11 protein-coding genes are annotated in these 13,655 nt (G+C 70.6%); 8 read left to right on the forward strand and 3 right to left on the reverse strand.

The window, feature by feature from the left end:
• From Q7T09_RS02245 to Q7T09_RS02265, 5 genes are all read left to right on the forward strand, one after another.
• On the forward strand, nt 1-919 hold a 919-nt coding region (locus tag Q7T09_RS02245), incomplete at its 5' end, for a bifunctional riboflavin kinase/FAD synthetase (protein WP_304697342.1).
• An 89-nt stretch (nt 920-1,008) separates the two neighbouring features.
• Nucleotides 1,009-2,100 (forward strand): S1C family serine protease, encoded by a 1,092-nt coding sequence (locus tag Q7T09_RS02250; protein WP_304697343.1) that lies wholly within the window; start codon nt 1,009-1,011, stop codon nt 2,098-2,100.
• Nucleotides 2,101-2,272: 172 nt separating this feature from the next.
• A complete protein-coding gene (ileS, locus tag Q7T09_RS02255) occupies nt 2,273-5,185 on the forward strand; it encodes an isoleucine--tRNA ligase (protein ID WP_304697344.1) in 2,913 nt (970 codons plus the stop codon).
• Nucleotides 5,186-5,187: 2 nt separating this feature from the next.
• Entirely contained in the window at nt 5,188-5,673 is a 486-nt protein-coding gene (gene lspA, locus Q7T09_RS02260; RefSeq protein WP_304697345.1) for a signal peptidase II, read from the forward strand.
• Nucleotides 5,674-5,754: 81 nt separating this feature from the next.
• A complete protein-coding gene (locus Q7T09_RS02265) occupies nt 5,755-6,312 on the forward strand; it encodes a DUF3035 domain-containing protein (protein WP_304697346.1) in 558 nt (185 codons plus the stop codon).
• 42 nt (nt 6,313-6,354) lie between these two features.
• On the opposite strand, the gene Q7T09_RS02270 is transcribed toward Q7T09_RS02265, so the two are convergent.
• Nucleotides 6,355-7,290 (reverse strand): TraB/GumN family protein, encoded by a 936-nt coding sequence (locus Q7T09_RS02270; protein WP_304697347.1) that lies wholly within the window; start codon nt 7,288-7,290, stop codon nt 6,355-6,357.
• Nucleotides 7,291-7,348: 58 nt separating this feature from the next.
• Here Q7T09_RS02270 and mutL point away from each other — a divergent pair, with 58 nt between their 5' ends.
• Nucleotides 7,349-9,193, forward strand: a complete 1,845-nt coding sequence (gene mutL / locus Q7T09_RS02275; protein WP_304697348.1) for a DNA mismatch repair endonuclease MutL — start codon at nt 7,349-7,351, stop codon at nt 9,191-9,193.
• 121 nt (nt 9,194-9,314) lie between these two features.
• On the opposite strand, the gene Q7T09_RS02280 is transcribed toward mutL, so the two are convergent.
• Together Q7T09_RS02280 and Q7T09_RS02285 are read right to left on the reverse strand one after the other, a co-directional pair.
• Complete coding sequence (locus tag Q7T09_RS02280; protein WP_304697349.1) at nt 9,315-9,641, reverse strand: cell division protein ZapA; 327 nt, start codon at nt 9,639-9,641, stop codon at nt 9,315-9,317.
• 2 nt (nt 9,642-9,643) lie between these two features.
• Complete coding sequence (locus tag Q7T09_RS02285; RefSeq protein WP_304697387.1) at nt 9,644-10,063, reverse strand: DUF4164 family protein; 420 nt, start codon at nt 10,061-10,063, stop codon at nt 9,644-9,646.
• Between the two features lie 26 nt (nt 10,064-10,089).
• Here Q7T09_RS02285 and tkt point away from each other — a divergent pair, with 26 nt between their 5' ends.
• Entirely contained in the window at nt 10,090-12,057 is a 1,968-nt protein-coding gene (gene tkt / locus Q7T09_RS02290) for a transketolase (protein ID WP_304697350.1), read from the forward strand.
• A 291-nt stretch (nt 12,058-12,348) separates the two neighbouring features.
• Nucleotides 12,349-13,548, forward strand: coding sequence for a formate-dependent phosphoribosylglycinamide formyltransferase (gene purT, locus Q7T09_RS02295; RefSeq protein WP_304697351.1), 1,200 nt, complete (start codon nt 12,349-12,351; stop codon nt 13,546-13,548).
• Nucleotides 13,549-13,655 lie beyond the last annotated feature (107 nt).

Raw genomic sequence — 13,655 nt, forward strand, 5'->3', positions numbered from 1 at the left:
CTGGAAGGACCTGGCGGAGAGCGACCGCGGCGCGGCCGTGGCGCTGGGCAATTTCGACGGCGTGCATCGCGGCCACCAGAGCGTCATCGCGCTGGCCGCCAAGGCCGCGGGCCAGCTCAAGGCGCCCCTGGGGGTGATCAGTTTCGAGCCGCACCCGCGCCGCATCTTCCAGCCCAACGCGCCGTCCTTCCGGCTGATGAACGCCGAGCAGCAGGCCCGGGCGCTGGCCGGCCTGGGGGTCGATATCTTCTACGTCCTGCCCTTCACCCCCGAGCTGGCCCAGATGACCGACCGCGAGTTCGCCATCGACGTGCTGCACCAGGGCCTGGGCGTCCGCGACGTGGCCCTGGGGTTCGACATCTCCTTCGGCAAGGACCGCACCGGCAGTCCGGAGACCATGACCCGCTACGGCCAGGAACTGGGGTTCGGCGTCTCGGTGGCCCAGGCGGTGGGGGACGGGATCAGCAAGTTCTCGTCCACCGGTGTGCGGGACGCCCTGCGCGACGGCCGCCCGCAGGACGCCGCGGCGATCCTGGGCCGGCCCTTCGCCATCGAGGGCGTGGTGGAGCATGGCCGCCAGCTGGGCCGCACCCTGGGCTATCCCACCGCCAATGTGGACCTGAGGGACTATGTCCAGCCCCGGTTCGGGGTCTACGCCACCCGCACCCGCCTGCCGGACGGCCGCGAGATCGCCGGCGTGGCCAATATCGGGGTCAATCCCACGGTCGACGGGGTCATCGCCCCGCGGCTGGAGGTCTGGCTGTTCGACTTCGACGAGGACATCTACGACCAGGTCATCGAGACCGACCTGATCGCCTTCCTGCGCGACGAGGCCCGGTTCGACAGCATGGACGCCATGACCGCCCAGATCATGGCCGACGCCGCCCAGGCCCGGGCGATGCTGCTGCCGGAGATCTAGGCGCGGCGCCCACCTCTCCCCACGCGCGACAGCCCTGGACTCCTGGTTAACGGGTGGGGTTTGCTGTTGGCCAGGACTGCGAGGGGCCGATGGCGACCCAGATCAAGGGCTTCAAATACGCCGCCTTCGCCGCGGCGCGCCGACCCCGGCGCAAGCGGCCGCCGTCCTATGCCTTCGCGCCGGGGGCCACCTTCACCTATTCGGAACTGCCGCCGCAGCCGCCCGGCCACATCGCCGCGCCCGGCGGCGACGCGGGTCTGCTGGACGCCTATTCCCACGCCGTGGTGAGCGCCGTGGAGCGGGTCGGGCCCGCCGTGGTCAGCGTCCACCCCTGGCGCGGGCCGGAGGGCCCCGAAGGCGTGGGTTCGGGGGTGGTCATCGCGCCGGACGGCCTGATCCTCACCAACAGCCACGTGGTCCGCGGCTCCACCCTCTCCGAGATCGTCGGCCTCGACGGGCGGGTGTTCCGCGCCCGGCTGATCGGCGACGACCCCGACACCGACCTGGCCCTGCTGCGCATCGAGGGCGGGGTCACCCTGCCCTACGCCAAGCTGGGGGACTCCAAGGCCATGCGCCGGGGCCAGCTGGTGATCGCCATCGGGGCGCCCCTGGGGTTCGAGGCCACGGTGACGGCCGGGATCGTCTCGGCGCTGGGCCGTTCCCTGCGCGGCGAGCGGGGACGGCTGATCGAGGACCTGATCCAGACAGACGCCTCGCTCAATCCCGGTTCCTCGGGCGGGCCCCTGGTCAATTCCGCCGGCGAGGTGGTGGGGATCGCCACCGCGGTGATCGCCGGCGCCCAGGGCCTGTGCTTCGCGGTGGCGGCCAACACCGCGGCCCTGGTGGTGGGGGAGCTGATCAAGCACGGGCGGGTGCGGCGGGGCTCCATCGGGATCATCGCCCAGCAGGCGCCGATCCCCCGCGACCTGGCCCGCGCCGTCGGCCTGGACCAGCCCTTCGGGGTCTGGATCGCCACCTGCGAGGTGAACGGCCCGGCCGCCCGCGCCGGCCTGCTGCCCGGCGACCTGCTGGTGGCCGCCGAGGGGGCGGCCCTGACCGGCCTGGACGACCTGATGCGGGTGCTGGGGACCGACACCATCGGCCGGGCCATGGCCTTCGAGGTGATCCGCCAGGGCCGGCGCATGACCGTCACCATCACGCCAAGGGAACGGCGGCGGTAGTCCGACAAACCAAAGGGCTCGCCCCACGCGGCGCCCTCTGCTATTGCCGCCCGCTATGACTCTGGTTCGGACAATGTCGCGAATTACCCGCCCGGCGTGACGCCGCCGGACGAAGCTCCAGCGCGCGCCGGGATCACCCGCACACTCGTTCCGAACCCTGCTGGAAAGCCCCATGGCCGACGACGCTGACAAGCCCGCGCGCGACTATCGCGAAACCGTCTTCCTTCCCGACACCCCGTTCCCCATGCGGGCGGGCCTGCCGGTCAAGGAGCCCGAGATCCTGGCCCGCTGGGCGCGGATCGACCTCTACAACACCATGCGCAGGGAACGGCAGGCGGCAGGCTCGCCCCTGTTCGTGCTGCACGACGGCCCGCCCTACGCCAACGGGGCCATCCACATCGGCCACGCCCTGCAGAAGACCCTGAAGGACTTCGTGGTCCGCTCACGATTCGCCATGGGCTACGACGTCGACTACGTGCCGGGCTGGGACTGCCACGGCCTGCCCATCGAGTGGAAGATCGAGGAGGAGTTGCGCAGCCAGGGCCGCCGCAAGGACGAGGTCTCCAAGGCCGAGTTCCGCGAGCGCTGCCGCGCCTATGCCGCCCAGTGGATCGACGTCCAGCGCGAGGGCTTCAAGCGCCTGGGCGTGGTGGGCGACTGGGAGCACCGCTACGCCACCATGGACTATTCGTCGGAAGCCGCCATCGTCGCGGAGTTCCACAAGTTCGTGACCTCAGGTCAGCTCTATCGCGGCTCCAAGCCGGTGATGTGGAGCCCGGTCGAGCGCACGGCCCTGGCCGACGCCGAGGTGGAATACGCCGACGTCAATTCGCCGACCATCTGGGTGAAGTTCCCGGTGGTGGAGGGCAGCGACGCCGCCCGCGGCGCCAGCATCGTCATCTGGACGACCACGCCCTGGACGATTCCCGCCAACCGGGCGATCAGCTACAACAACGACATCGCCTATGGCGTCTATCTCGTCGAGGCCATGGAAGAGGGCCTGGAGTTCGAGCCCTGGGCCAAGGCCGGCGACAAGCTGATCGTGGCCGACAAGCTGGCGGGCGACGTCTTCAAGGCCGCCAAGATCGCCGCCACCCGCCGGATCGAGACCTTCGACCCGCAAGGCGTCACCGCCGAGCACCCGCTGGCGGGTCTGGACTCCTACTACCAGTTCGCCGTGCCGTTGCTGGACGGCGACCATGTCACCGACGACACCGGGACCGGCTTCGTCCACACCGCCCCGGGCCACGGCGCCGACGACTACCTGGTCTGGCTAGCCCACGGCCATCGCGAGATCCCCGAGACCGTCGATCCGGACGGCGCCTATTACGACCACGTCGCCCTGTTCGCGGGCCTGAAGGTGCTGGAGACCGAGGGCAAGAAGGTCGGCAAGTTCGGCCCGGCCAACGCCGCGGTGCAGGACAGGCTGATCGAGGCCGGCCGCCTGCTGGCGCGCGGCCGGGTGGAGCACTCCTATCCCCACTCCTGGCGCTCCAAGGCGCCGGTGATCTTCCGCAACACCCCCCAGTGGTTCATCCGCATGGACGAGCCCATCGAGGACAGGGTCCACGACGGCAAGACCCTGCGGGAGACGGCGCTCGACGCCATCGAGGCCACCACCTTCTATCCGGCCGGCGGCAAGAACCGCATCCGCGCCATGGTGGAGAGCCGCCCCGACTGGCTGATCAGCCGTCAGCGCGCCTGGGGCGCGCCCCTGGCCATGTTCGTCGACAAGGAAACCAACCAGCCCCTGGTGGACGCCGACATCAACAAGCGGATCGTCGACCTGATCGCCGCCGAGGGCGCCGACGCCTGGTTCACCCGGCCGGTGAGCGACTTCCTGGGCGAGCACGATCCCGAGCGCTTCGAGAAGGTCGAGGACATCCTCGACGTCTGGTTCGATAGCGGCTCGACCCACGCGTTCACGCTTGAGAACCGCGAGCACACCCGTTGGCCCGCCGACCTCTATCTCGAGGGCTCCGACCAGCACCGCGGCTGGTTCCAGTCCTCGCTGCTGGAAAGCTCCGGCACGCGAGGCCGCGCGCCCTACGACGCCATCCTCACCCATGGGTTCACCATGGACGAGAACGGCGAGAAGATGAGCAAGTCCAAGGGCAACACCGTCGACCCCGAGGTGGTGATCCGCGAGTCCGGCGCCGAGATCATCCGGCTCTGGGCCTCGATGATCGACTATTCCGACGATAGCCGGATCGGCAAGACCATCCTGGCCACCACCACCGACGCCTATCGCAAGCTGCGCAACACCGTCCGCTACCTGCTCGGCGCCCTGGCCGGCTTCGAGGAGAGCGAGCGCGTCGCGCTGGAGGACATGCCGCCCCTGGAGCGGTTCATCCTGCACCGCCTGCACGAGCTGGACGGCCAGGTGCGCGACGCCTATGCGGGCTACCTGTTCCAGGACGTCAGCCGGCCGATCACCGAGTTCTGCCAGGTGGAGCTGTCGCAGCTGTTCTTCGACATCCGCCGCGACGCCCTCTATTGCGACCAGCCCTCGTCCCTGCGCCGCCGCGCCGCGCGCACGGTGATGGACGCGGTGTTCGAGCGCCTGACCATCTGGCTCGCGCCGCTGATCCCCTTCACCATGGAAGAGGCCTGGACCACGCGTCACCCCGAGAGCCCGTCCAACTGCCTGCGGGTCTTCCCGGTGACTCCAACGGCCTGGGCCAATCCGGCCGAGGCCCAACGCTGGGCGAAGATCCAGTCGGTGACCTCGGTGGTCACCGGCGCGCTCGAGGTGGAACGCCGCGAGAAGCGCATGGGCGCCGCCCTGGAGGCCGCCCCGCGCGTCCACCTGGCCGATCCCGCCCTGATGGCGGCCTTCGAGGGCCTGGATCCCGCCGAACTGTTCCGCACCAGCCAGGCGACCCTAGCGCCCGGCGACGGCCCGGCCGGCGCCTTCCGGTTGGCCGAGACCCCAGGCGTGGCCGTCGAACCCCTCAAGGCCGAAGGCAAGAAGTGCGCCCGTTCCTGGCGCATCCTGCCGGAGGTGGGATCAGACCCGCGCTATCCGGAACTCTCCCTGCGGGACGCCGAAGCTGTCGCCGCCTGGGACGCTGAAAGGGCCTGAACGTGAAATCCGTCTCCAAGCTGGGGTGGCTGGCCTATGGCCTGGCCGCCACCGTCATCGTGCTGGACCAGATCGCCAAGGCCGCGATTCTCAACCTGCTGGGGACCCAGGCGGGCTCCAGCGTGCCGGTGGGCGGGCCCTTCAGCCTGACCCTGGTGTGGAATCAGGGGGTCAGTTTCGGCCTGTTCCGGGCCGAGCACGACCTGGTGCGCTGGCTGCTGGTGGCCTTCTCCCTGATCGTCGCGGTGCTGCTGACCGGCTGGGCGCGCCGCACGGAGCGCCTAGCCATGGGACTGGGCCTGGGCCTGGTGATCGGCGGGGCCATCGGCAACGCCATCGACCGCATCCGCTTCGGCGCGGTGGTGGATTTCCTGGACTTCCAGCGCCTGGGCTTCTTCCCCTGGGTGTTCAACGTGGCCGACGCGGCCATCACCGTGGGCGTGGTCTTCCTTTTGCTCGATTCCACCCGCAAGGAAGCTGCGGCCTGAAAGCGCGTTGGCGCTCATCGCCGTTTGCGGTATCTCACCTATCCATCCCGGCCGGGGGCGGCCTATCGGAGCCTATAGTTCATGAGCTTGAACCGAGTGATCGTCGCGACCGCCCTGATCGGGATGGTGGGTCTCACCGGCTGCGCCTCGAGCCGCAAGGCCCTGGGCATGACCAAGGTGACCCCCGACGAGTTCCGCGTGGTGTCCAAGGCCCCCCTGGTGGTGCCGCCCGACTATTCCCTGCGCCCGCCGGCGCCGGGTGAGCCCCGTCCGCAGGAACTGCAGCCCGAGAGCGCCGCGCGGACCGCCCTGCTGGGCCGCCGCGACGCCGAGGCGCGCACCGACGGCGAGAAGCTGCTGGTGGCCAAGGCCGGCGCCGACAAGGCCGACCCGCTGATCCGCTACGTCGTCGACGACGAGGGCGGCGACCTGGCCCACAAGGAAAAGAGCTTCGCCGACAAGGTGATGTTCTGGAAGGACAACAAGGCCAACGCCGCGGCCGCCGCCGGCGCGGGCGACAATGTCGCCGCCCCGATCGATCCCGCCGCCGAAGCCGCCAAGATCCGCGAAGTGACCGGCGACAAGCCGGTGATCATCGCCCGCGAAAAGAGCTCAAGAATCAAGCTTCCCGGTCTGTAGGACCCTGACGGTCGGGACCGCCTTGACCGCGATCAAGGGGCCCTATTCTTCTCCCGGCGTCTTCACCTCGAACCCCTGGGACCGCAGCTGGTCCAGCACGCCGCCCTGGGCCAGCAGGGGGCGCAGGGGCACGACGGCCACGGCGTGGCCCGGGGTCTTCAGGGCCCGGGCGATGGCGGCGGCCTGGTCGGCCTTGAAGCGGGTGTCGAGGGCGAGCGCGCCGGGCGCGGCGGCCAGGCACTTCTCGAAGCCGCGCTCGGCCGACAGGGCGCCGCGGACATCGCCCTCGGCCCAGGCCTGGGCGGCGCGACGCGCCCCGCCCGGACCGGCCTCCGCCTCATCGAGGGCGTCGTCAAGGCAGGCCTGCTGGGCGGCGCGCGGCGTCTTCACCACCTGACCCAGCAGGGCTGCGCCGTCATAGGATTTCTCCTCCACCTTCAGCCGGCGGGCCTTGGCCAGGCGGCGGATGGTCTTGGCCGGGTCGGCCGCGGTGAGCTGGGCGGCCTGGCGGTAGTCGTCCACCAGGATCAGGCCGGCGGCCAGGCCGTTCTTGACCCGATAGCGGTCGGCGGGCTTGCCGGCCTGGGTCCGCACGGCGGCGAACCGGGCCCGCAGGGGCGGCGCCAGGGTCTCCTCATAGGGGGTCTTCGATCTCAGGCGCAGCAGGTTGAAGGCCGCGCCGGGGACGGTGAGCAGGCTGACGCTGACCTGGTTGAAGGGCAGGATCACCCGATTGGCGCCCTCCAGCCGGCGGACGAGCACGCTCTGGTCCCAGGGCAGGGACTTGGGCATGACCGAGGGGGCGCCCAGGACATAGACGGTGGTGTCGGCGTCGGAGACCCGCCACCAGGCCGGCCCCGGCAGGCGGCCGGTGACCACCAGCTCCTCCACCAGGGTCGCGTCGGGGTCCGGCGTCTGGGCGCCGGCGGGCGCCGCCAGGACCAGGGCGGCGAGGACCAGGGTTCTTGCGAAGGTCATGGGCCTCATACCGGCTGGAATCGTCCTATATATCGAAGCTGAGGATCTAGGCTTCACCATGACCATCCGCCGCCTGCCGCCCGAGACCGTGAACCGCATCGCCGCCGGCGAGGTGGTGGAGCGGCCTGCCAGCGCGGTCAAGGAGCTGGTGGAGAACGCCCTGGACGCCGGGGCGACCAACGTCGAGGTCCAGGCCGACGGCGGGGGCCTGACCCGCATCCTGGTGGCCGACGACGGCTCGGGCCTGTCGCCCCTGGAGCTGCCGCTCGCGGTGGAGCGCCACGCCACCTCCAAGCTCAGCCCCGACGACGACGGGGACTATGACCTGCTGCACATCCACACCCTGGGCTTCCGGGGCGAGGCCCTGCCCTCCATCGGCTCGGTGGCGCGGCTGTCCATCTCCTCCCGCGCTCGTGGATCGGCCGACGCTCACGCCATCCTGGTGGAGGGCGGCGCCATGGGGGCGGTCTCGCCCTCGGCCTTCCCCGGCCCGCACGGGGCGCGGGTGGAGGTGCGCGACCTGTTCTACGCCACGCCCGCGCGGCTGAAGTTCATGAAGTCCGAGCGCTCGGAGGCCATGGCCATCGCCGAGGAGATCAAGCGCCAGGCCATGGCCCACGAGGCTGTCAGCTTCGCCCTGGACCTGGACGGCCGCCGCACCCTGCGCCTGCCCGCCGAGCGCAAGGGGCCCGAGGGCCGCCTGGCCCGCCTGGCCTCGATCATGGGCCGCGAATTCCAGGACAATGCGCTCGCCATCGACCAGGAGCGGGACGGTATCCGGCTGTCGGGGTTCGCCGGCCTGCCCACCTACAATCGCGGCAACGCCGCCCACCAGTACCTGTTCGTCAACGGCCGGCCGGTGCGCGACCGTCTGCTGCAGGGCGCACTGCGCGGCGCCTATGCCGACTTCCTGGCCCGCGACCGCCATCCCCTGGTGGCGCTCTATCTGGAGCTCGATCCCAGCCAGGTGGATGTCAACGTCCATCCCGCCAAGGCCGAGGTGCGGTTCCGCGACCCGGCCATGGTGCGCGGCCTGATCGTCAGTGGCCTGCGCCACGTCCTGGCCGGCGCCGGGCACCGGGCCTCGACCTCGGTGGCCAGCGAGGCGCTCTCGGGCTTCCGTCCCGGCTACGCGCCGCAGCCCTCGGCGGAGGGCTTCTCGGCCTGGCGGATGGGCGGCTGGGCGCAGGCGGCGGCCCAGGCGATCCCGGGCCTGACCGAGGTCTCGGCCCGCGCCGAGGTCGCTTACGAGCCCTCCAGCTATGTTCCCGGCCCAGGCCTGCGGGAGGCGCCGGCCGCCTCGGTGGTGTTCGATCCCGTCGACTTCCCGCTGGGCGCGGCCCGGGCCCAGGTGCACGAGACCTATATCGTCGCCCAGACCCGCGACGGCGTCGTCATCGTCGACCAGCACGCCGCCCACGAGCGGCTGGTCTATGAGGCGATGAAGCTGCAGATGGACGCGGGCGGGGTGACCCGTCAGGCCCTGTTGCTGCCCGAGGTGGTGGAGCTCGATCCCGCCGAGGCCGAGCGGGTGATCGCCAGGGCCGACGAACTGATGGCGCTGGGCCTTTCCGTCGAGGCCTTCGGTCCCGGGGCGGTGCTGGTGCGCGAGACCCCGGCCCTGCTGGGGGAGACCGACGTGGCCGGACTGATCCGCGACATCGCCGACGACCTGTCGGAGAACGGCCAGGCCCTGGCGCTCAAGGAACGGCTGGCGGAGGTCTGCTCCACCATGGCCTGCCACGGCTCGGTCCGCGCCGGCCGGCGGCTCTCGGCCCCGGAGATGAACGCCCTGCTGCGCCAGATGGAGGCCACCCCCCACTCCGGCCAGTGCAACCACGGGCGGCCGACCTACGTCGAACTGAAGCTGGCCGACATCGAGCGGCTGTTCGGGCGGCGGTAGCAAACCTGCCGCTCACCCCGGCGAAGGCCGGGGCCCAGCTACATCTGCCGAATTCAGGATTCCTGGCTCAGGATGTGACCTACGACCTGGGTCCCGGCCTTCACCGGGGTGAGCGGAAGTGTTATTCCGCCGCCAGCTTCTCGATGCGCTTGGCGGCGTTGTCGAGGGCCAGCGTCGCGCGGACCTCGATGCGGGCCTGATCCGACTGCATGCGGGCCAGGTCGGCCTGGACGGTGGCGAGCCGAGCCTTCACGTCGGACAGTTCGTCGGCCAACAGCAGGGCGCCCATCAGGAACAGGCGGGTGTCGCCCAGCTGCCCCATGTCCTGGGAGACCTGGCGAACCTGGCGGTCGAACAGCCTCGCCAGTTCGAGCAGGTGCTGTTCCTGGCCATCCTCGCAGCCCACCGAATAGGGCCGGCCGTTCACCTCGATGATCATCTGGGCCATGGCTAGGCTTCCTCGCTCTCGGGGGCGGGAACCTCGTCCTGCGGCGCCTCGGCCAGCGCCGCCTGGATCTCGGCGATGGCGCGACCCAGCGCCGCGGAAGCCTCGGCGCCGGCCTCCTCCAGGGCGCGCTCGCGGGCGCGGGCCCGGTCGAGCTGGTCGGCAAGCTGGGCGCGGTCCTGATCGAACAGGCCGCCAGGCTCCTCGCCGGCCTGGGGCGCACGGGCCGCCAGACGCTGTTCCAGCTGGGCGACCGCGCGATCCAGCCGTTTTGCGGCCTGGTCGAGGGCGCTATCGCCCGCAGACTCCCGGTTCATTCGACGCTCCGAAGGTGTGACTGTTAATCTATAGACCGGGCCGGGCGGCCGCCGGAACCCGTCACGTTCCTTGACCCGATGTTGCGTGCGTGCGACCCCGCCCGCAATTCCCGTTCAGACTCACCGGAAGCCCCATGCCCGCACCGCTCCAGACCATGGCCGACGCGATCCGTGTCCTTTCCATGGACGCCGTCCACAAGGCGAAATCAGGACACCAGGGCATGCCGATGGGCATGGCCGACGTCGCCACGGTGCTCTGGACCAAGTTCCTGAAGTACGACGCCGCCAAGCCCGACTGGGCCGACCGCGACCGTTTCGTGCTGTCGGCGGGCCACGGCTCGATGCTGATCTACGCGCTGCTCCACCTCACCGGCTTCAAGGCGGTGACCATGGATCAGATCCGCAACTTCCGTCAGTGGGGCTCCAACACCCCCGGCCACCCGGAATACGGCCACACGCCCGGCGTCGAGACCACCACCGGGCCCCTGGGCCAGGGCATCGCCACCGCCGTCGGCATGGCCATGGCCGAGCGCCACCTGGCCGCCCGCTTCGGCGAGGACCTGGTGGACCACCGCACCTGGGTGATCGCCGGGGACGGCTGCCTGATGGAAGGGGTCAGCCACGAGGCGGCCTCCATCGCCGGGCGCTTTGGCCTAAACAAGCTGACGGTGCTGTTCGACGACAACAACACCACCATCGACGGCGAGGCCACCATCTCGGAGACCGGCGACCAGCTGGCCCGCTTCAAGGCCTATGGCTGGGCGGTGAAGGCCGTCGACGGCCACGACTTTGGCAAGATCGCCGCGGCCCTGCGCTGGGCGACCCGCCAGGACCGGCCGACCCTGATCGCCTGCAAGACCAAGATCTCCAAGGGCGCCGGCCGCAAGGAAGGCGACCCCCACAGCCACGGCTACACCCTGTTCGACGACGAGATCGCCGACGCCCGCCTGGCCATGGGCTGGAAGGAAGAACCGTTCGTTGTGCCCGACGCGGTGCTGAAGCCCTGGCGCTCGGCCGGCCGCAAGGGCGGCAAGGCCCGCAAGACCTGGCAGGGCAAGCTGGACAAGTCCGACCTGAAGGCCGAGTTCGAGCGCGCCATCAATGGCGACCTGCCGGCCGGCGCCTTCGAGCGGATCGACGCCTACATGGCCGAGGCCGCCACCTCCAAGCCCGCGGCCGCCACCCGCCAGCATTCCGGCTCGGCGCTGGAGCAGCTCGTGCCGGCGATCCCGGAGATGGTGGGGGGCTCGGCCGACCTCACCGGCTCCAACAACACCTATGTGAAGGGCGCCAAGGCCTTCGACCTGCCCGACTATTCCGGCCGCTACGTCCACTACGGCGTGCGCGAGCACGGCATGGCCGCGGCGATGAACGGCATGGCCCTGCACGGCGGGGTGATCCCCTTCTCCGGCACCTTCCTGGTGTTCTCCGACTACAGCCGCCCGGCGATTCGCCTGGGCGCCCTGATGGGGACCCGGGTGATCCACGTCATGACCCACGACTCCATCGGGGTCGGCGAGGACGGGCCGACCCACCAGCCGGTGGAGCATGTCGGCGCCCTGCGGATGATCCCCAACCTCAACGTCTATCGCCCCGCCGACGCCATCGAGGCAGCCGAGTGCTGGAAGCTGGCGCTGTCCACCAAGACCACGCCGTCGGTCATGGCCCTGTCGCGCCAGAAGGTCCCGGCCGTGCGCGACAGCGCCGCGGAGAACCTGTCGGCCAAGGGCGCCTATGAGCTGGTCGCCGCAGGCGGCCCGGCCCAGGTGACCCTCTTCGCCTCCGGCACCGAGGTCTCGGTGGCCGTCGCCGCCCGCGGCCTGCTGGAAGCCGAGGGGATCGCCACGCGGGTGGTCTCCACCCCGTGCTGGGAGCTGTTCGCCGCCCAGCCGGCGGCCTACCGCGCGCAGGTCATCGGCCAGGCGCCGGTCCGCGTCGCCGTCGAGGCCCAGGTCGGCTTCGGCTGGGAGCGGTTCATCGGCGAGGACGGAGTCTTCGTGGGCATGACCGGCTTCGGCGCCAGCGCGCCCGCCGAGCGGCTCTACAAGGAGTTCGGCATCACCGCCGAGGCCGTGGCGGCGGCGGCGAAGGGCAAGCTGTAAAAGATTTATCCACGAACCACACGAACCACACGAATGAAGTAAGCAGCTTTCCTTCTCCCCTTGCGGGAGAAGGTGGCGCGCAAGAGCGCGCCGGATGAGGGGTCGCGCTCCCTTCTCCGCGCGAATGGCGAAGGCCTAACCCGAGAGGCCTATCGACCCCTCATCCGACCCTGCTCCGCAGGGCCACCTTCTCCCGCAAGGGGAGAAGGTTTTGAGCGCGGCACCCTTGTTCGTGTGGTTCGTGTGGTTCGTGGTCTAGTCTTCTTTCGACCCTTTGACGGAGCCACCACCATGCGCCTCGGCACGCCGCTCTCGCCCTCCGCCGTCAAGGTGATGCTTCTCGGCTGCGGGGAGCTCGGCAAGGAGGTGGCCATCGAGCTGCAGCGACTGGGCTGCGAGGTGATCGGGGTGGACCGCTACGCCGACGCCCCGGCCATGCAGGTGGCCCACCGTTCCCACGTGATCGCCATGACCGATGCGGCGGCGCTCCGGGCGCTCGTCGAGCTTGAGCGCCCGCACCTGATCGTGCCGGAGATCGAGGCCATCGCCACCGACGAGCTGGTGCGGATCGAGGCCGAGGGCCTGGCCACCGTCATCCCCACGGCCCGGGCCGCCCAGCTGACCATGAACCGCGAGGGAATCCGCCGGCTGGCGGCCGAGGAGCTTGGCCTGCCCACCAGCGCCTACGCCTTCGCCTCCAGCGAGGCCGAACTCGCGGCGGCCGCCGAGGCGGTCACCGGTTTCCCCTGTTTCGTGAAACCGGTGATGAGCTCCTCGGGCAAGGGCCAGTCCTATGTGGAACGGCCGCAGGACATTTCCGCCGCCTGGAAATACGCCCTGGAGGGCGGCCGGGTGGAGCAGCCCCGGGTGATCGTCGAGGGCCGGGTCGCCTTCGACTTCGAGATCACCCAGCTCACCGTCCGCTATCGGGGTCCCGAGGGGACCACCCTGACCGCCTTCTGCGCCCCCATCGGCCACCGGCAGGTGAAGGGCGACTATGTGGAGAGCTGGCAGCCCCAGGCGATGAGCCCGGCCGCCCTGGCGCGATCCCGGGAGATCGCGCAGGTGGTGACCGGATCCCTGGGCGGGCTGGGCCTGTTCGGGGTCGAGCTGTTCGTGAAGGGCGACGAGGTGTGGTTCTCCGAGGTCAGCCCGCGGCCCCACGACACCGGCCTGGTGACGCTGGCCACCCAGGTGCAGAGCGAGTTCGCCCTGCATGCCCGCGCCATTCTCGGCCTACCGGTGGACGTCAGCCTGCGCGAGCCTGGGGCCAGCGCGGTGATCTATGGCGGGATGGAGGCCCGGGGCGTGGCCTATGAGGGCGTCGCCGAGGCGCTCAGCGTGCCCGGCGCGGACCTGCGCCTGTTCGGCAAGCCGGAGGCCTTCGAGCGACGCCGCATGGGGGTGGCCCTGGCCCGCGCCGCCGACACCGACACCGCGCGCGCCAACGCCAAGCTGGCCGCCGACCGGGTGGCGGTGGTCAAGGGCTGACCCCACCGCGGCCTTCCGCGGAGGAAACGCCTCAAGATCATATAATTAGCCGGATCGGCCGCCCGAGGGACGCTGTTGCGGCCTCGGCGGTCGGAAATCCAGGGTCG

The sequence above is a fragment of the Phenylobacterium sp. genome (genome assembly GCF_030645195.1).
In the GTDB taxonomy this organism is placed as follows: Bacteria; Pseudomonadota; Alphaproteobacteria; order Caulobacterales; family Caulobacteraceae; genus Phenylobacterium.

What these genes read in the sequence shown, in the direction of transcription:
- tkt (WP_304697350.1), top strand. Translation starts at nt 10,090, where the DNA reads ATGCCCGCACCGCTCCAGACCATGGCCGACGCGATCCGTGTCCTTTCC.
- purT (WP_304697351.1), top strand. Translation starts at nt 12,349, where the DNA reads ATGCGCCTCGGCACGCCGCTCTCGCCCTCCGCCGTCAAGGTGATGCTT.
- Q7T09_RS02250 (WP_304697343.1), top strand. Translation starts at nt 1,009, where the DNA reads ATGGCGACCCAGATCAAGGGCTTCAAATACGCCGCCTTCGCCGCGGCG.
- mutL (WP_304697348.1), top strand. Translation starts at nt 7,349, where the DNA reads ATGACCATCCGCCGCCTGCCGCCCGAGACCGTGAACCGCATCGCCGCC.
- Q7T09_RS02270 (WP_304697347.1), bottom strand. Translation starts at nt 7,290, where the DNA reads ATGACCTTCGCAAGAACCCTGGTCCTCGCCGCCCTGGTCCTGGCGGCG.
- Q7T09_RS02280 (WP_304697349.1), bottom strand. Translation starts at nt 9,641, where the DNA reads ATGGCCCAGATGATCATCGAGGTGAACGGCCGGCCCTATTCGGTGGGC.
- ileS (WP_304697344.1), top strand. Translation starts at nt 2,273, where the DNA reads ATGGCCGACGACGCTGACAAGCCCGCGCGCGACTATCGCGAAACCGTC.
- Q7T09_RS02265 (WP_304697346.1), top strand. Translation starts at nt 5,755, where the DNA reads ATGAGCTTGAACCGAGTGATCGTCGCGACCGCCCTGATCGGGATGGTG.